The sequence below is a fragment of the Pseudomonas oligotrophica genome (genome assembly GCF_021726475.1).
GTDB lineage: Bacteria > Pseudomonadota > Gammaproteobacteria > Pseudomonadales > Pseudomonadaceae > Stutzerimonas > Stutzerimonas oligotrophica.
This window is the reverse complement of sequence record NZ_JAKJRU010000004.1, coordinates 131,912-153,557: the sequence shown is the minus strand read 5'-3', so window position 1 is coordinate 153,557 and position 21,646 is coordinate 131,912. Positions and strand designations below refer to the sequence as shown.

General features: G+C 67.4%; 19 protein-coding genes. 5 read left to right on the top strand and 14 right to left on the bottom strand.

Going from position 1 to position 21,646, the window contains the following annotated elements:
• Positions 1-173: 173 nt before the first annotated feature.
• The 4 genes from L3N39_RS10115 to L3N39_RS10100 all read left to right on the top strand — a co-directional run bounded on the left by L3N39_RS10115 (position 174) and on the right by L3N39_RS10100 (position 4,532).
• Entirely contained in the window at positions 174-1,832 is a 1,659-nt protein-coding gene (locus tag L3N39_RS10115; RefSeq protein ID WP_237257206.1) for a nitrite/sulfite reductase, read from the top strand.
• Entirely contained in the window at positions 1,816-2,316 is a 501-nt protein-coding gene (locus L3N39_RS10110) for a DUF934 domain-containing protein (protein ID WP_237257205.1), read from the top strand. The genes L3N39_RS10115 and L3N39_RS10110 overlap by 17 nt, the downstream gene beginning before the upstream one ends.
• Before the next feature lie 325 nt (positions 2,317-2,641).
• The gene (locus L3N39_RS10105) at positions 2,642-3,709 is read left to right on the top strand and encodes a phosphotransferase family protein (RefSeq protein WP_237257204.1); all 1,068 of its coding nucleotides are present in this window, start codon (positions 2,642-2,644) and stop codon (positions 3,707-3,709) included.
• Positions 3,710-3,764: 55 nt separating this feature from the next.
• The gene (locus L3N39_RS10100) at positions 3,765-4,532 is read left to right on the top strand and encodes an SDR family oxidoreductase (RefSeq protein ID WP_237257203.1); all 768 of its coding nucleotides are present in this window, start codon (positions 3,765-3,767) and stop codon (positions 4,530-4,532) included.
• 84 nt (positions 4,533-4,616) lie between these two features.
• On the opposite strand, the gene L3N39_RS10095 is transcribed toward L3N39_RS10100, so the two are convergent.
• A complete protein-coding gene (locus L3N39_RS10095) occupies positions 4,617-5,273 on the bottom strand; it encodes a hypothetical protein (protein ID WP_237257202.1) in 657 nt (218 codons plus the stop codon).
• A gap of 177 nt (positions 5,274-5,450) precedes the next feature.
• Between L3N39_RS10095 and L3N39_RS10090 the strand changes: the two genes are divergently transcribed.
• On the top strand, positions 5,451-6,236 hold the full coding sequence (locus L3N39_RS10090; protein ID WP_237257201.1) for a TSUP family transporter: 786 nt from the start codon (positions 5,451-5,453) through the stop codon (positions 6,234-6,236).
• On the opposite strand, the gene nudC is transcribed toward L3N39_RS10090, so the two are convergent.
• The 13 genes from nudC to L3N39_RS10025 all read right to left on the bottom strand — a co-directional run bounded on the left by nudC (position 6,204) and on the right by L3N39_RS10025 (position 21,583).
• Positions 6,204-7,037 carry an NAD(+) diphosphatase gene (gene nudC / locus L3N39_RS10085; protein ID WP_237257200.1) on the bottom strand — a complete coding sequence of 278 codons (834 nt, stop codon included), beginning with the start codon at positions 7,035-7,037 and terminating at the stop codon, positions 6,204-6,206. The genes L3N39_RS10090 and nudC overlap by 33 nt on opposite strands.
• Complete coding sequence (locus tag L3N39_RS10080) at positions 7,037-8,701, bottom strand: FimL-related protein (RefSeq protein WP_237257199.1); 1,665 nt, start codon at positions 8,699-8,701, stop codon at positions 7,037-7,039. The genes nudC and L3N39_RS10080 overlap by 1 nt, the downstream gene beginning before the upstream one ends.
• 37 nt (positions 8,702-8,738) lie before the next feature.
• Entirely contained in the window at positions 8,739-9,551 is an 813-nt protein-coding gene (locus tag L3N39_RS10075; RefSeq protein WP_237257198.1) for a crotonase/enoyl-CoA hydratase family protein, read from the bottom strand.
• 191 nt (positions 9,552-9,742) lie between these two features.
• Positions 9,743-11,992, bottom strand: coding sequence for an arginine/lysine/ornithine decarboxylase (locus L3N39_RS10070; RefSeq protein WP_237257197.1), 2,250 nt, complete (start codon positions 11,990-11,992; stop codon positions 9,743-9,745).
• A gap of 88 nt (positions 11,993-12,080) precedes the next feature.
• Positions 12,081-13,769, bottom strand: a complete 1,689-nt coding sequence (locus tag L3N39_RS10065) for a PAS domain-containing hybrid sensor histidine kinase/response regulator (RefSeq protein ID WP_237257196.1) — start codon at positions 13,767-13,769, stop codon at positions 12,081-12,083.
• A complete protein-coding gene (gene ercA, locus L3N39_RS10060) occupies positions 13,753-14,916 on the bottom strand; it encodes an alcohol dehydrogenase-like regulatory protein ErcA (protein WP_237257195.1) in 1,164 nt (387 codons plus the stop codon). Before ercA ends, L3N39_RS10065 begins: the two co-directional genes overlap by 17 nt.
• Before the next feature lie 87 nt (positions 14,917-15,003).
• Entirely contained in the window at positions 15,004-16,869 is a 1,866-nt protein-coding gene (locus L3N39_RS10055; protein ID WP_237257194.1) for a S9 family peptidase, read from the bottom strand.
• A 2-nt stretch (positions 16,870-16,871) separates the two neighbouring features.
• Positions 16,872-18,026, bottom strand: a complete 1,155-nt coding sequence (gene pqqE / locus L3N39_RS10050) for a pyrroloquinoline quinone biosynthesis protein PqqE (protein WP_237257193.1) — start codon at positions 18,024-18,026, stop codon at positions 16,872-16,874.
• A complete protein-coding gene (gene pqqD / locus L3N39_RS10045; protein WP_237257192.1) occupies positions 17,998-18,276 on the bottom strand; it encodes a pyrroloquinoline quinone biosynthesis peptide chaperone PqqD in 279 nt (92 codons plus the stop codon). The genes pqqE and pqqD overlap by 29 nt, the downstream gene beginning before the upstream one ends.
• 127 nt (positions 18,277-18,403) lie before the next feature.
• The gene (pqqC, locus tag L3N39_RS10040) at positions 18,404-19,156 is read right to left on the bottom strand and encodes a pyrroloquinoline-quinone synthase PqqC (protein WP_237257191.1); all 753 of its coding nucleotides are present in this window, start codon (positions 19,154-19,156) and stop codon (positions 18,404-18,406) included.
• Between the two features lie 122 nt (positions 19,157-19,278).
• Positions 19,279-20,190, bottom strand: a complete 912-nt coding sequence (gene pqqB / locus L3N39_RS10035) for a pyrroloquinoline quinone biosynthesis protein PqqB (protein WP_237257190.1) — start codon at positions 20,188-20,190, stop codon at positions 19,279-19,281.
• 49 nt (positions 20,191-20,239) lie between these two features.
• Positions 20,240-20,311, bottom strand: coding sequence for a pyrroloquinoline quinone precursor peptide PqqA (gene pqqA, locus L3N39_RS10030; RefSeq protein ID WP_003253598.1), 72 nt, complete (start codon positions 20,309-20,311; stop codon positions 20,240-20,242).
• Positions 20,312-20,464: 153 nt separating this feature from the next.
• The gene (locus tag L3N39_RS10025; RefSeq protein ID WP_237257189.1) at positions 20,465-21,583 is read right to left on the bottom strand and encodes an oxidoreductase; all 1,119 of its coding nucleotides are present in this window, start codon (positions 21,581-21,583) and stop codon (positions 20,465-20,467) included.
• Positions 21,584-21,646: the final 63 nt, after the last annotated feature.

Here is a 21,646-nt window from a genome sequence, read left to right as displayed (position 1 = left end):
GCGGCAAGGCGACGTCCGTCAGCGGCCGACAAACGGGGCGGCAGGTTCTAAACATATTCCCAAACATCACTTTTGCGCATAACCGCTAGCTGGTATCTTGCCGCCCCTACCTGAATGGGTGCGCGCGGCCGTGCGCGCTGGAAGCTGTAGCAGCCCTGCACACAGGACATTTCATGTACGTTTACGACCAGTACGACCAACACATCATCGAAGATCGCGTCCGTCAGTTCCGCGATCAGACGCGTCGCTACCTGAGCGGCGAGTTGGGTGGTGAGGAATTCCGCCCGCTGCGCCTGCAGAACGGTCTCTACATCCAGCGCTTTGCGCCCATGCTGCGCATCGCTGTTCCCTACGGTCTGCTGTCCTCCACCCAGCTGCGCAAGCTGGCGTACATCGCGCGCCACTACGACAAGGGCTACGCGCACATCAGCACGCGGACCAACGTGCAGTTCAACTGGCCCGAGCTCGAGGAAGTACCGGAGATCCTCGCCGAACTGGCCACCGTGCAGATGCACGCGATCCAGACCAGCGGCAACTGCATCCGCAACACCACCACCGACCAGTTCGCCGGCGTCGCCCGCGACGAGCTGATCGACCCGCGCCCCTGGTGCGAGATCATCCGCCAGTGGTCAACCTTCCACCCCGAGTTCGCCTTCCTGCCGCGCAAGTTCAAGATCGCGGTGAACGGCGCCGTGAGCGACCGCGCCGCCATCGAAGTGCACGACATCGGCCTGGAAGCGGTGAAGAACGATGCAGGCGAGCTGGGCTTCCGCGTCTCGGTCGGCGGCGGCCTGGGCCGCACCCCGATCGTCGGCAGCTTCATCAATGAATTCCTGCCCTGGCAGCACCTGCTGACCTATCTGGATGCGATCCTGCGCGTGTACAACCGCTACGGCCGCCGCGACAACAAGTTCAAGGCGCGCATCAAGATCCTGGTCAAGGCGCTGACCCCGGAAGTCTTCGCCGAGCGCGTGGATGCCGAGTGGGCGCACCTGAAGGACGGTCCCGCGACCCTGACCGACGACGAAGTCCAGCGCGTCAGCCGCTTCTTCGTCGACCCGGCCTACCGTGAACTGGCCGACCAGGACGCCGAACTGGCGCGCCTGGACGCCGAGCATCCCGGCTTCGCCCGCTGGCGCGTGCGCAACGTGGTGGCGCACAAGAAGCCCGGCTATGCCGCCGTCACCCTGTCGCTGAAAAAGACCGGCGTGGCACCGGGCGACGTCACCGACAAGCAGCTCGAAGCCATCGCCGACCTGGCCGACCGCTACAGCTTCGGCGAGGCGCGCAACTCCCACGAGCAGAACATGATCCTTGCCGACGTCGAGCAGGCCAAGCTGTTCGAACTGTGGCAGGAGCTGCGCGAGCTGGGCCTGGCGACACCGAACATCGGCCTGCTGACCGACATCATCTGCTGCCCGGGCGGTGACTTCTGCTCGCTGGCCAACGCCAAGTCGATTCCCATCGCCGAGGCGATCCAGCGCCGCTTCGACGACCTGGACTACCTGTTCGACATCGGCAACCTGGACCTGAACATCTCCGGGTGCATGAATGCCTGCGGCCACCACCACATCGGCCACATCGGCATCCTCGGCGTCGACAAGAAGGGGGCGGAGTTCTATCAGGTCTCGCTGGGCGGCAGCTCCGGTCGCGATGCCAGCCTGGGGCAGATCCTCGGCCCCTCCTTCGCCCAGGAGGCCATGCCCGACGTGATCGAAAAAGTCATCAACGTCTACGTGGAGCAGCGCACCGAAGATGAGCAGTTTATCGACACCTTCCGTCGCATCGGTATCGAGCCTTTCAAGGAGCGCGTCTATGCAGCGAATCATTAAGGGCGACCAGGTCGTCGACGAGACCTGGCATCTGCTGCCGAAGGACCAGACCCTGGACGGCATCTCCAACTGCGACGACGTGATCGTCCCGCTGGCGCTGTGGCTGGACCACGCCCACGCGCTCAAGGCCCGCGACGGCGGCCTCGGCGTGTGGCTGGATTCGGACGAGCCGGTGGAAGAGATCGCCGACGACCTCCAGCATTTCCAGGTCGTTGCGCTCAACTTCCCGGCCTTTACCGACGGTCGCCACTACTCCAGTGCGCGTCTGCTGCGTGAACGCTACGGCTTCAAGGGCGAGATCCGCGCCATCGGCGACGTGCTGCGCGACCAGCTGTTCTACATGCGCCGCTGCGGCTTCGATGCCTTCGCCATCCGCGCCGACCGCGATCCCTACGAGGCCCTGGAAGGGCTGAAGGACTTCTCGGTGGCCTACCAGGCTGCCGCGGACGAACCGCTGCCGCTGTTCCGCCGCCGCCAGGTCTGAACCCGCTACGCTGGCCGCTGGCGCCGTGCGGGCGCCGCCGGCCAGCGTAGCGTCCTCCCGCGCCAATACGCGCCCGCCTCCCGACCTCCTCTCCACAAGCCCTCGCACTCCGATCCGCCTTGCCTGGCGAATCTGGCCCCTGCTCGCCCGCAGGTTCGACGCCGTTTCGGCCGCTTTTCCGCAGCAGACGGCCGCAAGCGATCAGGCACCTTGATCGACAGCCAACACCGATGCCAATAAATGCCTGCCGGGCTTGGTAGCCTGTCCGCTGCGAATTAGATTACTGAATCATCCAGCGCATCGATCATAAGCAGAAGGGATAAGCATGGCGCTTGCAGACCAGACCAACCCAGTCCGCGAAGGCGAAGAACTGCCCGCCGACGTCATCGACCGCTACCTCAAGGCGCACATGCAGGGCCTGGTCGGGACGCCACGGATCAGCCAGTTCCCCGGCGGGGCCTCCAACCTCACCTACCTGTTGCAGTACGACAACCGCGAGCTGGTGCTGCGCCGGCCGCCGTTCGGCCACAAGGCCAAGTCGGCGCATGACATGGGCCGCGAGTTCCTCATTCTCAACCGGCTCAACGACGGCTTCCCCTACTGCCCCAAGGCCTACGTGCACTGCACCGACGAGGCGGTCATCGGCGCCGAGTTCTACGTCATGGAGCGGGTCAAGGGCATCATCCTGCGCGCCGATTTCCCGCCGGAGCTGGCGTTCGACGAGCAGCAGACCCGGATGCTCTGCGAGAGCTTCATCGACAAGTTCGTCGAGCTGCACAACGTCGACTACCAGGCCTGCGGGCTTGCCGAGCTCGGCAAGCCGGAAGGCTACGTGCAGCGCCAGATAAGCGGCTGGACCGACCGCTACGAGCGCGCCATGACTCCCGACGCGCCGGCCTGGGAGGCCGTCAAGACCTGGCTGCACGACAAGATGCCTGCCGATCACGCCAAGCCGGGCATCGTGCACAACGACTATCGCTTCGACAATGTGATCCTCGACCCGGACAACCCGCAGCAGATCATCGGCGTGCTGGACTGGGAGATGACCACCATCGGCGATCCGCTGATGGACCTGGGCAACAGCCTGGCGTACTGGATCGAGGCCGACGATCCGCAGCCCATGCAGCTGATGCGCCGCCAACCGAGCCACAGGCCCGGCATGCACACCCGTCAGGGCTTCGTCGACTACTACGCACAGCGCGCCGGCATCGAGATTCCCTGCATCGACTTCTACTACGCCTACGGCCTGTTCCGCCTGGCCGGCATCGTCCAGCAGATCTACTACCGCTACTTCCACGGCCAGACCAGGGATCCGCGCTTCGCCCAGTTTATCCAGATGAACAAGCTGCTCGAAGTCAAGGCGACGCAGGTCATCGTCCAGTCGCAGCTGTAAACAGACCCACGCGGCCGTCAGCACGACCGGCCACCGATAACAAGAGGAAACCCCAATGTCCAAGACCACCCTGTTCGACCTGGATGGCAAGATCGCCTTCGTATCCGGCGCCAGCCGCGGCATCGGCGAGGCGATCGCCCGACTGCTTGCCCAGCAGGGCGCCCATGTCATTGTCTCCAGTCGCAAACTCGAGGGCTGCCAGGCGGTGGCCGACTCCATCGTCGAGGCCGGCGGCCAGGCCACCGCCATCGCCTGCCACATCGGCGAACTGGAGCAGATCGCCGCGGTGTTCGCGCAGATCCGCGAGCAGTTCGGCCGGCTGGACATCCTGGTCAACAACGCCGCGACCAACCCGCAGTTCTGCCACATCCTGGATACCGATGTCTCGGCATTCCAGAAGACGGTGGACGTGAACATCCGCGGCTATTTCTACATGTCCATCGAAGCCGGCAAGCTGATGCGCGAACAGGGGGGCGGCAGCATCATCAACGTCGCCTCGATCAATGGCGTCTCGCCGGGCGACTACCAGGGCATCTACTCGATCACCAAGGGCGCGGTGATCAACATGACCAAGGCGTTCGCCAAGGAGTGCGCGCAGTTTGGCATCCGCTGCAACGCCCTGCTGCCGGGCCTGACCGACACCAAGTTCGCCTCGGCGCTGGTCAAGAACGATGCGATCCGCGAGACGGCGCTCAAGCAGATTCCGCTACGCCGCGTGGCCGAGCCGACCGAGATGGCCGGCGCCGTGCTGTACCTGGCCAGCGATGCCTCCAGCTACACCACCGGCGTATCGCTGAACGTCGACGGTGGCTACCTGGCCTGATGGCGCTGACCGGGCTGACCATCGCAGCCGCTCCGCAGCCCGCCCTCGGCGGGCTGTCTGCGTTTGTGGCGGGGACGCCGGCCCTCAGTCGGCCTGCCATTGCTGCAGCGCTTCGCGCGCCGCGGCATTGACCGGCGTGGCCAGCAGCCCGGTGGGGGCCAGCTCGATGGCGAAGCTGGCGCCATCGGCAGCCGGCAGGTGGCTGGTGCGCAGGCGCTCGACCGTAAGGAAGGGGATATCCAGGCGCAGCCGCTCCAGCCACTCTCCGGGCTGCGCCCCGACGGGTTGGTCGACCAGGCGGATCTCGGCGAACCGCGCGCCGGCCTGCTGCTCGACCGCAAGGTAGCGGCTGTTCATCCGCTGCAGGCGATAGCCGGGCTCCAGGCCGATCAGTTCACCGAGGCCGCTCCAGTGCAGCAGCTGCGTCTCGAGCTGCCACAGGTCCCCCTCGAGCAGAGCATCGCCCTGGGACTCGGCGCCCTCGACACGCACCTCGTAGCGCTGGCCGCTCTGGGCGCTGAAATGCACCGTGGCCAGGCGCTTGTCGGCAGGAATGGCGCGGTGCTGGCTGGCCTCGAAGGCGAGCAGCCCGACCAGCGCGGCCAGGCCGAGGAACACCAGGCCGAAGCTGCCACGCAGCCAGCCCAGCAGCCAGTTGCCCCCGAGCAGCAGGCGCAGCCCCAGCAGAACGATGATCAGTGCCAGAAGCCCGACGACGACGGCCAGCCCGAGATATTGCATGACAACCTCCTTTGCAGGCGGCGATTATCCGTAGAGCATCGCCGGCCGAACCGGAAGCCGTTCACGCGCAGGACAACTGCTTGCCATTCACCGGCTGCACACCTCACTGCAGACAAATTCGGCCGCCGGCCGTGCGCGCTGCTATCCTCGGCACCCCGTTACCGCCTACCTGCACCGATGCTGACCTTTCTCGAACTGCCCCTCGAACCGCTCGCCCTGCTGCTGCTCTGCGCCGTCGCCTTTGCCGCCGGTTTCATCGATGCCATCGCCGGCGGTGGCGGCCTGCTCACCCTGCCCGCGCTGCTGACGGCCGGCCTGCCGCCGCACCTGGTGCTGGGTACCAACAAGCTGTGCGCAACCTTCGGCTCGGCCACGGCCAGCTACACCTTCTTTCGCCGCAAGCTGTTCGATCCCAGGCTCTGGCGACGAGCCCTGTTCGGCACCGCGATCGGCGCGGCGGCGGGCGCCGTCACGGCACAATTGCTGCCGGCAAGCTGGCTCAACCAGATGCTGCCGCTGGTGGTCTTCGGCTGCGCGCTCTACCTGCTGTTCGGCAAGCTGCCGGAGGCCACCGCCGAGCAGGCCGCACAGATCGGCAAGCGCCGGCAGTGGCCGCAAGGGCTTGGGCTCGGCTTCTACGACGGGGTCGCCGGACCGGGCACCGGCGCCTTCTGGACCATCAGCAGCCTGCTGATGTACCCGCTGGACCTGCTGCGCGCCAGCGGCGTGGCGCGCAGCATGAACTTCGTCAGCAACGGCATGGCGCTGGCGGTATTCGTCATCACCGGGCAAGTCGCCTGGATACTCGGCATCGGCATGGGAGTGGCGCTCATGGCCGGCGCCTACCTCGGCGCCCGCACGGCCATCGGCGGCGGCGCGAAGTTCATCCGGCCGGTGTTCATCGTCGTGGTGCTGGCGCTGAGCCTGCGCCTAGCCTGGCAGCACTGGTTCGGGGCGGCCTAGTCGCTGAGCGACGTACAGCTCGATGAGGTAACGCGCGATCGACTGCGCGGCAGGCAGCGGCGGCAACTGGTGGATCGAGAACCAGCGCGCGTCCTCGATTTCCTCCGGCTGCGGCACGATCACCCCACCGGCATATTCGGCATGGAAGCCGAGCATCAGCGAATGCGGGAACGGCCAGCCCTGGCTGGCGACGTAGCGCGGCGCATGGATCTCGACGCCGACCTCCTCGCGCACTTCCCGCACGACGCACTCCTCGACCGACTCGCCCGGCTCGACGTAGCCGGCCAGGGTGCTGTAGACACCCGGCGCGAAACGCCCCGAGCGCGCCAGCAGCAACTCGTCGCCGTGCGTGACGAGGACGATCATGCTCGGCGACAGGCGCGGGTAATGCTGGATCTCACAGGCCGGACAATGCATGGCGCGCTCGCCAGGGCGCTGCTCCATGCGCGCGCCGCAGCGCCCACAGAAACGGTGCTGGCTGGCCCAGGTGCCGATCTGCGCGGCAAACCCCAGCATGCGGAACAGATCGCCATCGTTGCGCTGCATCATCAGCTGGCGAAGCGATTGCCACTGGGCACCCGGTACCGCGGCGGGGCTGTCGAGTTCGAAGAGAAACACCGGCTCGCCTTCGAAGTAGCCGATGCCTTGCTCGCTGGCGAGCGGCAGCTCCAGCCGGCGCAGCCAGTCACGCGGGAACAGGACGCCGTTGGCGTCGACGAGGAACTGTTGCCGGCAATGCACCACCGCCGAGCCGCCTGCCAGGGCCGGATCGAGCAGGGTCGCCTGCCAGCGCAGGCTCATCAGGCGGCCACCGGCATACCCAGCGCCCGCACGCTGTCGCTGGCCAGGTCGAGCACATGGGCCCGCGAGGTATCGCGCCGCAGGATGGCGCCGCCCTCCAGGTAGTACTCGAGGCTGGTCAAGGCATCGGCGAGGGTTTCGAGCATTTGTTCCGGCGGCATCTGGCTGGACTCGAGCATCTGCTTCTGGATGAAGTCGGCACAGGCGCCGATCAGATCGGCGGCGCGCTCCTGCTCGAGGAAGCGCAGACCGCCACGCACTGCCTGCAGACTGAAGGGAACGTTGGCCAGATGCAACTTGTCGCCGTTGGATTCCAGATAGGCGGTAATCGCCCGCTTGGCCAGCGCCAGCCCGGCGGTAGCCTCGTCGATGACGACGATGAAGGCCTCGGTGAGCTGGTGGCTGGCGAAGGCCTCCGCTTCGGCACCGGGCGCTGCCTGGGCACGGGGTTCACGGCGCTCACCCTTCTCCAGGCTGGCCACCATGCTTTCTACATAGAGCACGGCATCGGCCAGGCGCAACAACGCGGCGGCATCCGGGGCTTGCTCGGCACTCCAGCCAGAGACCACCGGCAACTGGGCGTGCAGCGTGTTGGCCGCCGAGGACAGCCCGACCATGCCGAGGGTCTTCGCCAGCTTGCCAAGCAGATGGTGCAGGTTGCCGTAGGCATCAGCCTGCGCCGTGCCGCGCTCGATGAGGTCGAGCAGGTCCTTGAGGCTGGCCAGCTCCTCGCGGATGGCCGTGGACAGCGAGCGCATCACCGCCTGGCCGGGGCCGGCGAGACGCTGCGACTCGTCTTCGAGCAGGTGATCGGTGAACGGCAGCGAGGTCAGCGAGAAGACCGCACGCACTTCGCTGGCCAGCGGCCCGCTGCTGTCGGCCAGGGCGACCAGGTAGAGCAGTTCCTTGAGCAGGCTACGCGGGATGTCGTAGCCCGGGTTGGCGAGCAGCTGCTTGATCTCGCGATCCAGCCGGGAGAACAGCTGCTTGCGCGAGCGCCGTGCCAGGAGCTGCCCGTCGAGCTGTGCCTCGACCGCAGCGCCGGCGATCCAGCAGAGCCGACCGCCGAGCGCCTGGTCCAGGCGCGCCAGCGCGCGGCCCATCAACTTGAGGCTGGCCGCAGGATCCTCGTCACGCAGGAAACCGAGCAGGCCGACCTGGTACATCTGCCGCAGGCGGCGCAGGTCCGCGCCGGCCAGGCCGAGCGTACCGGCCTGGCCGGTCGCGGGGCGCGGGTGATCCAGACGGGCGCTGAAGAAGAAACCTTCAGGCAGCAGCGGCTGGCCACCGGCCTGGCGCAGCACGTTGATCGCTGGCAGCAGCAGCTCGGGAATTTCCTGGCGGCTGGCATCCACGCTCTCGAGGTAACGGCGCAACACGTAGAGGCCATTGCTCAGCGCCGCCAGCTGGCTGTCGCGCTCCTCCCCGGCACCGACCGGGATGTCGGTGGCCAAATCCAGCACCTCCTGTGCCAGCAGCTCGGCTCCGGTCAGCTCGATCAGCTTCAGCGTGCCGCGGACCTGCTTGAGGTTCTCCACGGCCTGCTGCAGCAACCCGCCGTTGTTGCGGTCGATGATGAAATGCTCGAGGCTCTGCTCGGCTTCTTCCATGGTGGCGAAGAGCTCGTCGCGCACCAGCCCCAGGGAAGTGGCTCCAGTAACCATGCCTAGTGCGCCTCCCGCGCAACGTTGTAAAGGCGCATCAATCGGCGAAATCCGGCTTCTGCCTGGCCATGTGCGCCGCGACCGCCACGCGCAGGTCGGCCGACTGCAGCATGGCCGCGTTCCAGGTGGCGATGTATTCGAGGCCGTCGTCGACGCGATGGTCACGCATGTAGCGGATCATTTCCTTGGTGCCGCGAATGGCCAGCGGCGATTTTTCAGCGATCTGCCGGGCCAGTTCGTTGACCCCGTCCAGCAGCGCCTGCTGGCTGTCGTAGACCCGATTGACCAGGCCGATGGCCTGGGCTTCGGCGCCCTCGACGGTGCGACCGGTGTAGGCCAGTTCGCGCAGCATGCCGTCGCCGATGATCCGTGGCAGGCGCTGCAGCGTGCCGACATCGGCAGCCATGCCCATGTCGATTTCCTTGATGGAGAAACGCGCATCGGCCGTGGCGTAGCGCATGTCGCAGGCGGAAATGAGGTCGATGGCGCCGCCCAGGCAATAGCCATGGATCGCGGCCAGCACCGGTTTGCGGCAGTTGTCGACCGCGTTGAAGGACGCCTGCAGGGAGAGAATCTTGCGGCGCAGCTGCTCGGCATTGCGGCCGACATCCGTGCCCAGCTGGCTGCCGACCTGGGCCAGCAGCTGCAGGTCGATACCGGAGGAAAAGTGCGCCCCAGCGCCGCTGAGCACCACCGCCCGCACCTCGTCGGTTTCGTCGACCCAGCGGAAGATCTCGATGATTTCCGCCCAGAAGTCGGCGTTCATCGCATTGACCTTCTCCGGGCGATCGATGATCACCTGGGCGACCTTGTCGGCCAACTCTACACGAAAGGCTTTGTATTGGTTCACGCTATCATCCTCGACAGCCGGCGCCTCAAGCGTCAGCAAAAACGCCCGCCCATGGCCATTCAAGCCGCGCAACTATAACAAGCGGCGCTGGCGGGGGTGCATGTGGTTGCGGACGTTGTGAAGCACGGCACGCAACCTAGCGGCGCCTTGAAAACACCGCTAAATCGCTGAGCATGCTGGGAAAAGCCGAGTCACTGCCGGATGCAGTCGACGGTGTAGCCGATGCCTTCGGCGCCGTTGTCGTCCTGCAGGCCGTGCACGTCCGCGTCGAAACCGGGGAAACGCCTGGCGAAATCCCGGGCGAAACGAAGGTAATCCATGATCGAGCGGGTCTGCGCACTGAAGCGCTCGCCCGGCATGATCAGCGGGATTCCCGGCGGATACGGCACCAGCATGACCGCCGCGATGCGCCCCTCCAGCGCCTCGATGGGCACCGCCTCGACCTCGCCGCGTACCAGCTTCTCGTAGGCTTCCGACGGGCTTAGCACCACCTCCGGCAGCGCCGTGTACATGCGGCGCATGGCGCGCGCCGTGGCGTTGTCGCGATAGCAACCGTGCAGCGCGTCGCAGAGGTCGCGCAGCCCCATGCCGGCATAGGCCTCGCCGCCTTGGCGGGCGATCGACGGCAGCGCGTCGCACAGCGGCAGGTTGGCGTCGTAGTGGCGCTTGAACTCCAGCAACTCGGTCAACAGCGTGCTCCACTTGCCCTTGGTGATGCCCATGGAGAACAGCACCAGGATCGAATAGAGGCCGGTCTTCTCCACCACCAGGCCGCGCTCCCAGAGGAAGCGGCTGACCACCGCCGCCGGCACGCCCCGCTCGCCCAGCGCACCGGCGGCCGTCAGCCCCGGGGTGACCAGGGTGACCTTGATCGGATCGAGCAGCACGTAGTCCTCGGCGACATCGCCGAAGCCGTGCCAGTCGGCCTCCGGCTCGAGCTGCCAGTCGACACCCTCCAGCGCCTCGGCGCCATCGGCACGCGGCGACTGCCAGATGGTGAACCACCAGTCCCCCGGCGCGATGTGCCGGCCGAGGTTGGCCAGCGCCCGGCGGAAGCTCAGCGCCTCGTCGAAGGTTTCCTGGATCAGCGAACGCCCGGCCGGCCCTTCCATCATCGCCGAGGCCACATCCAGCGAAGCCAGGATGCCGTACTGCGGGGAGGTCGAGGTGTGCATCATGAAGGCTTCGTTGAAGCGATCACGGTCGAGTTGGCGGCTGCTGCTGTCGAGCACGTGGATCATCGACGCCTGGCTGAACGCTGCGAGCAGCTTGTGGGTCGAGTGGGTACTGAAGATCAGCGGCCCCTGCTCGCGGGTGTCCATGCCATAGCGGCCGTCGTAGAACTCGTGAAAGGCGGCATAGGCGAACCAGGCTTCGTCGAAGTGCAGGACATCGACACTGTCGCCCAGCGCGCGCTTGATCAGGTTGGCGTTGTAGCAGAGCCCGTCGTAGGTGGAGTTGGTCACCACCGCCAGGCGCACCTTGGGCGCGCGACCGCGGGCCAGCGGGTTGGCCTCGATCTTCGCGGCGATCGAGGCCGGGCTGAACTCCTCCAACGGGATCGGCCCGATGATGCCCAGTTCGTTGCGCGAGGGCGTCAGATACAGCGGGATCGCGCCGGTCATGATGATCGCGTGGAGGATCGACTTGTGGCAGTTGCGATCGACCAGCACCAGGTCGCCGCGGGTGACCATCGAATGCCAGACGATCTTGTTCGCCGTCGAGGTGCCGTTGATCACGAAGAACGTGTGGTCGGCGCCGAAGTTGCGTGCCGCGCGCGCCTCCGCCGCCGCCAGCGGGCCGGTGTGATCCAGCAGCGAGCCGAGTTCGGGCGCCGACACCGAAAGGTCCGAACGCAGCGTGTTCTCGCCGAAGAACTGGTGGAACGCCTGGCCTACCGGGCTCTTGCGAAAGGCCACGCCGCCGCCGTGCCCCGGCGTGTGCCAGGAATAGTTCGACTCGCTGGTGTGATGGACCAGGGCGCGGAAGAACGGCGGCAGCAGGTCGTCGAGATAGTTGCGCGCCGCGCGCGCCACCTGCCGGGCGAGGAACGGCACGGTGTCTTCGTACAGGTAGAGCAGCCCGCGCAGCTCATTGAGGTCGGCCATCGCCTCGGCGGGGGCATTCTCGATGGTGACCTGCTCGCCGAGGGCGAAGATCGGCAGCTGCGGCGCGCGCCGACGGGCGACGCGGATCAGCTCGACCACATCCTGCAGCAGCCGCTGGTTCTCGCCGGCGCCCTCGGCCGCGACCAGGATGCAGGCCAGGCCATGGTGGGTCGAGGCGACGATGCGCCCTTCCGCCGAGCTGGCGGTGGGCAGGATGTTGAAGCCGTCCTGCTCCAATTCGGCGGCGATGCCCCGGATGCGCTGGCCGGCCACGGTATCGGCCTTGACGTCCCGGTGGACGATGAGCACGGGGAAATTCAGTTCTTTGTACATGCAAGCTCCAGCGGGACCGTTAGGCTCAGGGTAGAAGCCGCCCTGAGAAAACGGTAGGCCAATCCAGCGCCTGCCGGGTTCCGTCGGTTCAGGCGCACGGCCGCCCTTCGCTGAGCAGGTGCGCGAGCACCGAGCGCATCTTGCCGGCCTTGACCGGCTTGTTCAGCACCGGCACGCCCAGGCCCTGCAACGCCTTGCGGCATTCGTCGCTGCGGTCGGCGGTGATCATCACCACCGGGATGCTGCGGCCGAAATGCCCGCGCAGCGCCTGCGCGACCTCCCAGCCGGTGACGTCGTGATCCAGGTGGTAGTCGGCCAGGATCACCGCCGGCGGCTCGTCGCCGAGCGCTTCGAGCGCCTCGCCCAGGTCGGCCGCCGTCACCACGCTGCACCCCCACTGGTCGAGCAGCGCTGCCATGCTGTGCAAGATGCTCGCTTCGTTGTCCAGCACCAGCAGCCGGCAGCCCGGCAGCGGGTCGCCGAACGGCGGCAGGCCGCCGGAGGCGGCGATGCCCTGCGGCTGGTTGGGCAGCGGTGCCATGGGCACGTCGATGCTGAATACCGAGCCACGGCCCGGTTGCGAACGCACCTGGACCTGGTAGTCCAGCATGCTGGCGATGCGATCGACGATCGCCAGGCCCAGGCCGACGCCCTTGCGCTCGGCCGCGCGTTGCACGCCGAGCTGGTTGAACTCCTGGAAGATCGCGCCGAGCTGGTCGGCGGCGATGCCGCGACCGCTGTCCCAGACCTCGATGCGGATGCAATCGCCGCGCCGGCGGGCACCGAGCAGCACCGCGCCGCGATCGGTGTAGCGGCAGGCGTTGCTGAGGAAGTTGCGCAGGATGCGCGTGAGCAGGCGGAAATCGCTGTACACCGCATAGGCCGGCGCGAAGCAGCGCATCTGCAGGCCCTCGGCCTCGGCGACGGTCTGGAACTCCGAGGCCAGCGGCCGCAGCAGCTCGTCGAGGCGATAGGCGTCGATGTCCGGCTTGATCGCCGCCTGGTCCAGCTTGGAAATGTCCAGCAGGTCGGTGAGCAGGTCCTCGGCGCCTTCCAGCGCCTGGTGTGCCCGTTCGACCAGCAGCTGCTCGGCTTGCGGCAACCGGCGTTCGCGCAGGGTGGAGATCAGCAGCCGGGCGGCGTTGAGCGGTTGCAGCAGGTCATGGCTGGCGGCGGCCAGGTACTTGTCCTTGCTGCGATTGGCCGCCTCGGCCGCGTCGCGCGCCTGGCGCAGCTCGCAGGTCCGCTCGGCTACCCGCTGCTCGAGCTGCTCGTTGAGCTCCACCAGGCGCCGCTGGGCCAGCTTGCGCTCGGTGATGTCGGCGACGAAGCCCTCCACCAGCCCGCCCTCGTCCGGCTTGAGCAGCAGGTTCATCACCACGTCGATGGCGCTGCCATCGCGGCGCCGCAGGCGGGTCTCGTAGCCGAGCAGGCCGCGCTGGGTGTTCAGCGTCTGGCGAATCCGCCGCAGCTCCGCCTCGCCGCCGACGAACAGGTGGTGGGCCAGGTCGGTGAGCCCGAGCAGCGCCTGCTGGGTGTTCTCGTAGCCGAGCATGCGCGCCAGCGCCGGGTTCGCCGCGCGGATGCCTTCCTGCAGGTTGGCCTGGAACACGCCGTGCACGGCATGCTCGAACAGCCACTTGTAGCGATTGCGCTCGGCCTCGAGCTCCTCCAGGCGCGCCAGCAGCTCGGGGTAGTGGCTCTTGCGGGCCGAATGACTGCCAAAGCCCAGCAACTGGGCCAGCGCGTCGTGCTGGCCGTCAGAGGGCTTCGGCATAGACGACCTCGACGTCACGCTGGGTCGACGAACGCGGGTTGGTGAGGATGCACGGATCGCGCATCGCGTGCTGCGAGAGGAACGGGATGTCCGAGAGATGCACGCCGTGCAGCGACAGGCTCTCGGTAAAGCCCACTGCCCGCTTGAACTCGATGAGGTGGTTCACCAGGCGCGCGCGGATCTCGCGCTGCGTCAAGCCGCGGGTATCGATGCCCAGCGTCTCGGCCACCACCTTGAAGCGCTCGGGCGCGCTCTCGTAGTTGAACGCCACCACGTGCTCGACCAGTACCGCGTTGCACAGGCCGTGCGGCAGGTCGAGGTAGCCGCCCAGGCTGTGGGACATGGCATGCACCGCGCCAAGGATCGCGTTGGAGAACGCCAGCCCCGCCTGCATGCTGCCGAGCATCACCTGCTCGCGCAGGTGGATGTCCGCCGGATTGGCGATCATTCGCGTCAGGTTGCCACCGATCAGCCGCATGGCCTCCAGCGCGTGGGGGTCGGTCAACGGGCCGTGGCCGGTGGAAACGAACGCCTCGATGGCATGCACCAGCGCGTCGATCCCGGTACAGGCCGAGAGGAACGGCGACATGCTCAGGGTCGTCTCGGGGTCGATCAGCGAGACGTCAGGCACCGCCGCCTTGCTGACGATGGAGAATTTCATCTGCTCCTGCTGGTTGGAGATGATGACGAACTGCGAGACATCCGCCGAGGTCCCGGCAGTGGTGGGGATCAGGATGATCGGCGGGCTCGGCACGCGCAGCATGTCGACGCCTTCGAACTCGCTGATGTGCCGCCCGTGGGCAACGACGATGCCGATGCCCTTGGCGCAATCCATGGGGCTGCCCCCGCCGACCGCGACGATCGCGTTGCAGCCTGCGCTGCGGTAGAGCTCGGCGCCCAGCATTACCTCCTCGCAACGCGGATTCGGCGATACCTCGGCGAACAGGCAGTGCTCGATACCGGCGCGCTCCAGGCTGGCCTGGACATCATCGACCCAGCCGGCCGCCTGCACGCCCGGATCGGTCACCAGCAAGACCTTGCGCGCACCGAAGTTGGCCGCGCAGGTGCCGACGCTATGGCGGCAACCGGCGCCAAAGACGATCTCGGGGGAAACGAACTTGCGCTGCAGGCTGATATTGGGGCTCATCACCACGGCCTCTTTTTTATTTTTTGTAACAATGGCGCAAAGCCTACTGGATTGCCGGGTTAATGCAATGCTCCGAACGGCGAGCGGTCAGGCCAGCCAGTGCAGGTAGAAGCACCACTCGCATGCCAGCGCATCGGCGAGGTTGCCCGCCTCGCGAAAGCCATGGCGCTCGCCGGGGTAGCGCCGATATTCGACCGCGATCCCGCGCTCGCGCAACGCGGCGACCATGGCCTCGGTCTGTTGCGGCAGGACCACCGCATCGAGCCCGCCCTGAAAGAAGATCACCGGGCTGGCGATGCGCCCGGCCTGCTGCAGCGGCGAGCGCTCGGCATAGCGTTCGGGCACCTGCTGCGGATCACCGATGAGCCAGTCCAGGTAGTCGGCCTCGAACTTGTGAGTCCCCCGCCGCAGCGCCGCTGGATCGCTAACCCCGTAGAGGCTGGCCCCGGCGCGAAAGCGCGTGCTGCCGACCAAGGCGGCAAGGGCCGTGTAGCCGCCGGCACTGGAGCCACGGATGAAGGCCTGCCCGGGCGCCACCCGGCCGGCCGTCGCCAGTGTCTCGACCAGCGCGCAGGCATCCTCGACGTCGAGCCTGCCCCACTGCTCGTGCAGCCGCTGGCGGTAGGCGCGACCGAAACCGGTGCTGCCGCGGTAGTTGAGGTCGGCCACGGCGAAGCCGCGTTGGGTCCAGAACTGGATGCGCGGGTCGAACACCGGGTAGCAGGCCGAGGTCGGCCCGCCGTGGACGAAGACCACCAGCGGCGGCAAGCGTCCGGCCGGGCCGCGAACACGACGGTTGCGCGGCGGATAGAAGAAGGCATGCGCCGTTTCGCCCTGCCCCGTGGCGAAAGCCAGCGGCTCGGGCGACGACAGCTCGTCGGCCGGAAATGGGCGCTCGCCACCGGCGAGGATGCGCAGCGCGCCGCCCTGCCGCTCGATGGCGAGGATCGCCGGCAGCCGATCAGGCGCACCGGCGATGCAGTAGAAGTGCCGGGTATCGGCATCCAGTTGCCGGCAGCGACTGAAGTCCCCGGCCAGGCGCTGCGCCTGCCCTGCCCGGTCGACTGCCAGCAGCTGGCCGAAGCCGTCCACCTGACGGCTGAGCAACAGGCCGTGGCCGCCAAGCGGCAGGTAGCTGAAGGTGCCGAGCTGCCAGGGCGCCGGGGCATGGTCGTAGGGCGCAGCGCACTGCAGCTCCGTACCGCCCAGGCCATCCTCGCGCCAGGGCTGCCACCAGCCGGCACGGTCGCTGAGCCAACTGAGCTGGCCCTCCGGCGAGAAGCGTGGCTGCTGGATCGACTCGATGCGGTCGGCGCCGGCCAGGCAACACGGCGCCTGCCAGCCGTCGCCGCTACGCCGGGCCAGGTACAGGCGGCTGTGCGTCCAGGGTTGCGCCGGACGGCTCCACTGCACCCAGGCGAGCGACTGCCCGTCGGGACTCAGGGCCGGCGCGGCATAGAAATCGTCGCCCTCGGCGAGCACCTGGCGCGCGCCCGTCTGCAACTCGATGGCGACCAGGCGGTGCTCGACCCGGTCCTCGCCATGGCTCTCCTCTATCGCCAGGATCGCCTGCCCGAGCGGGTCGAACTGCAGGTCGCCATATCGCCGCGAGGCCTCGTCGGTCAGGCGTTGCGGCGCGGCCGCCCCGCACTGCAACCAGATCTGCTGGTCCGCCTCGTTGACGAAGGCCACCCCAGGCGGCAGCAGGCAGAAGGCCCCGCCGCCGTACTCGTAGACCCGGCTGCGCACCGAGAAACCGGCCGGCGTGATGCACTCGGCCGTGCCCTCGCGCCAGAACCAGAGCGCGCAGCGGGCCTCTTCGGGGCGGAATTCGATCCAGTAGAGCCCGCCATGGCCGGCACGCAGCTCGGCGAAATCACGGCTGGCGGCGGCCGCCTGTGCGGCGCTCCAGTCGCTCGGCCAGTCACCGAAAGGCTGTTCTGCCTGGACCACCGTCAGCCCTTGCAGATCAGCTGCGAAGCCTGCGGATTGCGCCAGGTGAGCGACTGCAGCGGTTGCGGCGCCTGTTCGGCCTCGCGCCGAGCGGCGAGGATCAGCTCATGCTGCGCCGACTTGCTGCACACCGGGTCGGCATTGGCCGCATCGCCGGTGAGCATGTAGGCCTGGCAGCGGCAGCCGCCGAAGTCGCGCGCCTTCTCGTCGCAGCTGCGGCAGGGCTCGGGCATCCAGTCGTCGCCGCGGTAACGGTTGAAGCCGAAGGAGTGGTACCAGATGTGCTCGATGCTGTGCTCGCGCACGTTGGGGAACTTCACCGGCAGCTGCCGCGCGCTGTGGCAGGGCAAGGCGGTGCCGTCGGGGGTGATGTCGAGGAACAGGTTGCCCCAGCCATTCATGCAGGCCTTGGGCCGCTCCTCGTAGTAGTCAGGGGTCACGAAGATCAGTTTGCAGGGATGCTTTTCGGCCGCCAGGCGCTCACGCCACTCGTTGGTGATGCGCTCGGCGCGCACCAGTTGCTCCTTGCTCGGCAGCAGGCCCGCGCGGTTGAGCTGCGCCCAGCCGTAGAACTGGCAGGTGGCGAGTTCGACGAAGTCGGCCTCGAGCTCCAGGCACAAGCGGATGATGTTGTCGATATTGTCGATGTTGTGCCGATGGGTGACGAAGTTGAGCACCATCGGGTAGCCGTGGCGCTTGACCGCCCGCGCCATTTCCAGCTTCTGGGAGAAGGCCTTCTTCGAGCCGGCGAGCAGGTTGTTCACCTCCTCGTCGGCGGCCTGGAAGCTGATCTGGATATGGTCCAGCCCGGCCTCGGCGAAGCTGGCGATCTTCTCTTCGGTCAGGCCGATGCCGGAGGTGATCAGGTTGGTGTAGTAGCCCAGCTCGCGCGCCGCGCGGATCAGCTCGGCCAGATCCTGGCGCACCAGCGGTTCGCCGCCGGAAAAGCCCAGCTGCGCGGCACCGAGTGCGCGCGCCTGGCGGAACACCTCGATCCACTGCTGGGTGTCGAGCTCCTCCTGGTGCGCGGCGAAGTCCAGCGGGTTGGAGCAGTAGGGGCACTGCAGCGGGCAGCGGTAGGTCAGCTCGGCCAACAGCCACATCGGCGGGCCGACGCTAACCCCCGGCTTAGCGAAGCTCGATCCAGAAGCGTTCAAGCGCCACCTCCAGAAAACCCAGGATGTCTTCCTCGATTCCCTCGGCCTCGGGGAAACGCGCCTGCAGCTCGGCGACGATCGCGCCCGTGGTGCGCGCCCCGTCGACCAGGCCGAGCACCGCCGAGGCGCTCTCGTTGAGCTTGATCATGCCCTCGGGATAGAGCAGCACGTGGCAGTCCTGGGCCGGCTCGAACTGGAAACGGTAGCCACGACGCAGCGCCGGCACCTTGTTCAACATTGCATCGCTCATGGACGAACCTCCGCTGGGTGCGCCGTGCGCACCGGATATGCTCCAGAGGCCATGGTGCGCGCGGCGCACCCTGCGGTCCAGCCCGAAACCTGCACAGGATGCGCAGTGCGCACCAGGGGCTTGCGGCTCACAGCGCAATGCCCTTGTGCCAGACCCGCTCGCGGGTCACGGTGTGGTACGGCGGGCGATCCAGTTCGTAGGCCATGCTCATGGCGTCGAGCATGCTCCAGAGCACATCGAGCTTGAACTGCAGGATCTCCAGCATGCGCTCCTGGGCCTCGCGGGTACGGTAGTGCTCCAGGGTGATGCGCAGGCCGTGCTCGACGTCGCGCCGCGCCTCCTTCAGGCGCTTGCGGAAGTAGTCGTAGCCGGTCGGGTCGATCCAGGGATAGTGCTGCGGCCAGGCATCCAGGCGCGACTGGTGGATGGTCGGCGCGAACAGCTCGGTCAGCGAGCTGCTGGCCGCCTCCTGCCAGCTGGCGCGACGGGCGAAGTTGACGTAGGCGTCCACCGCGAAGCGCACGCCCGGCAGCACCAGCTCCTGCGACAGCACCTGCTCGCGGTCCAGCCCCACGGCCTCGGCCAGGCGCAGCCAGGCCTCGATGCCACCTTCCTCGCCCGGCCGGCCATCGTGGTCGATGATGCGCTGGATCCACTCGCGGCGGGTGTCGCGGTCCGGGCAGTTGGCCATGATCGCCGCGTCCTTCACCGGGATGCACACCTGGTAGTAGAAACGGTTGGCCACCCAGCCCTGGATCTGCTCGCGGGTCGCCTGGCCGGCATACATGGCCCGGTGGAACGGGTGATGGATGTGGTAGTACTCACCCTTGGCGCGCAGCGCCTGTTCGAATTCGGCGGGGCTCATGGCGCTCTGGCTCATGCTGACTCCTTGCTGGCTGGCCGCGATGGGGCGGCGCGTTGTTGTTCTGCTTCGCGCCGGTGCGCACAGGGCGCCGGCGATGGGCCCGGCGTAGGGTGCGCCGTGCGCACCACGCCTGCGGTCTACAGCTCGATGTTCATGCCGTCGTAGGCGACCTCGATACCATGCTCGTCGAGGATCGCGCGCTCGACCGAGTCCTCGTCGAGGATCGGGTTGGTGTTGTTGATGTGGATGAGGACCTTGCGCTTGCCCGGCACGCCGTCGAGCACCTCGATCATGCCGCCCGGGCCGCTCTGCGGCAGGTGGCCCATCTCGCTGCCGAGCTTGTCGCCAACCTCGCGCACGCGCATCTCGTCGTCACGCCAGAGGGTGCCGTCGACCAGCAGGCAGTCGGCGCCGTGCATGGTCTGGAGCAGGCTGTCGCTCACCTGGCCCAGGCCCGGTGCGTAGAACAGCTTGCCGCCGGTGCGCCGATCCTCGATCAGCAGGCCGATGTTGTCGCCCGGGTGCGGATCGTTGCGATGCGGCGAATACGGCGGCGCGGAGCTGCGCAGCGGTATCGGCGAAATCAGCAGGCCGGGACAGCAGTCGATGGAGAAGCTGCCCTCCAGGGCGATGGGGTTCCAGCGCAGGCCGCCGTTCCAGTGCGCGAGCATGTTGAACAGCGGGAAGCCGGTCGTCAGGTCCTGGTGGACCATCTCGGTGCACCAGACCTCGTGCGGGCAACCCTCGCGCAGGGTCAGCAGCCCGGTAGTGTGGTCGATCTGGCTGTCGAGCAGGATGATCGCGCCGATCGCCGTATCGCGCGGCCGGCGTGCCGGTTGCAGCGCCGGGAAGGATTCGAGCTGCGTGCGGATATCCGGCGAAGCGTTGCAGAGTATCCAGTTGCTGCCGTCGTCACTGATGGCGATCGACGACTGGGTGCGCGGCGCCGCGCGCAGGCCGCCATTGCGTACCCCTGCGCAGTTGGCGCAGTTGCAGTTCCACTGAGGGAAGCCGCCGCCCGCGGCGGAACCCAGGATCCTTACGAGCATAGGGCAGCTCCAGAAAGACGAAGCCCCGGCATGGCCGGGGCATGAACAATCAACGATTGGCGAAATACATGGTCACTTCGAAGCCAATGCGCAGGTCGGTGAAGGCGGGTTTGGTCCACATGGGGTCGATCCTCTTCTTGTATGCCGGACGATTCCGGCAACCTCATTAAGCACCCGGTTCGGCATGAGCAGAATGGTACTTTGGAAGGAGACCGCAGCCTGCCTTGGTAGGGCCGGCTGCATGCCTCCGGTGCATTGCACAGTCAAGCACATGCTATTGGCGCAGGCTGGCCGGGCGATCATTGGCATTGCGCCAGGCCAGCTCGTTGGTCAGCGTGGCCATGGGCTGGAACATCGCCTGGTCGAACTCGGCCAGCCCGGCGCCGGCCTGGATGCGCCGCGGCCAGTCGTGGTTGGCCAGCGCCGCCTTGCCGATCGCCACCAGGTCCATGGCGCGGTGCTCGAGCAGCGTCTCGGCCTGCTCACCGGTACGGATGCCGCCGTTGCCGATCAGCGGGATCGGCACGCTAGCGCGGGCGATCGCCGCCAGGCTCGGCCCTTCGCCGAAGGCCGGCTGGGTGATGTCGAACTCGGTGACGTGCAGGTAGTCCAGCCCGGCGTTGGCCAACGTGGCGAAGCGGATCTTGGCCTCCTCCACGCCGCCATCCCACTTCAGCCGGCCGTTGGTCACCATGCCCTGGGACAGCCGCATGCCGACGATGAAATCCTCGCCCAGCGCCTGGCGCACCGCGCGCAGCACCGCCAGCGGCAGCGCCAGACGGGCCTTGAAGTCGCCGCCCCAGCGGTCGCTGCGCTGGTTGAACTCGGCACTGAGGAACTCGTGCAGCAGGTAGCCATTGGCCGCGTGCAGCTCCACCCCATCGAACCCCGCCTCGCGGGCATGCAGGGCCGAACGGACGAAGCCGTCGACAGCCTGGCCGATCTCCTCCTCGTTCATTTCCGCCGGCGTGGCATAGGGCCCCTCGCCACCATAGAAGGCCAGTTGCTGGCCGCCGGGCTGCACGGCCGAGGGCGCGACGTGCCGGGCATGGTGGGCGTTGCCCTGGGTCTGCGCACCGCCGTGCATGAGCTGGGCGATAAATGCCGCGCCAGCGGCATGCACGGCCTCGACCACCGGCTTCCAGCTGTCGCGCTGCCGCTCGGTGGCCAGGCCGGGCTGGTTGAAGTAGCCCTGGCTGTACTCGGTGTCGGTGTAGGTGCCTTCGCTGATCAGCAGGGCGAAGCCGCCCTCGGCGAAGGACTGGTAATAGTCGCGCATCAGTTCGTTGGCCAGGCCGTCCGGCTCGGCGCTGACGCGGGTCATGGGTGCGACCACGGCGCGGTTGCGCAGGGTCAGGTGCTTGAGTTGGAAGGTGTCGAATAGGCGGGGCATGCGCCGCTCTCCTGCAGTTGCACATGCAGCTTCAGAGGCGCGAGGGAGACTGCGAGTTCGCCG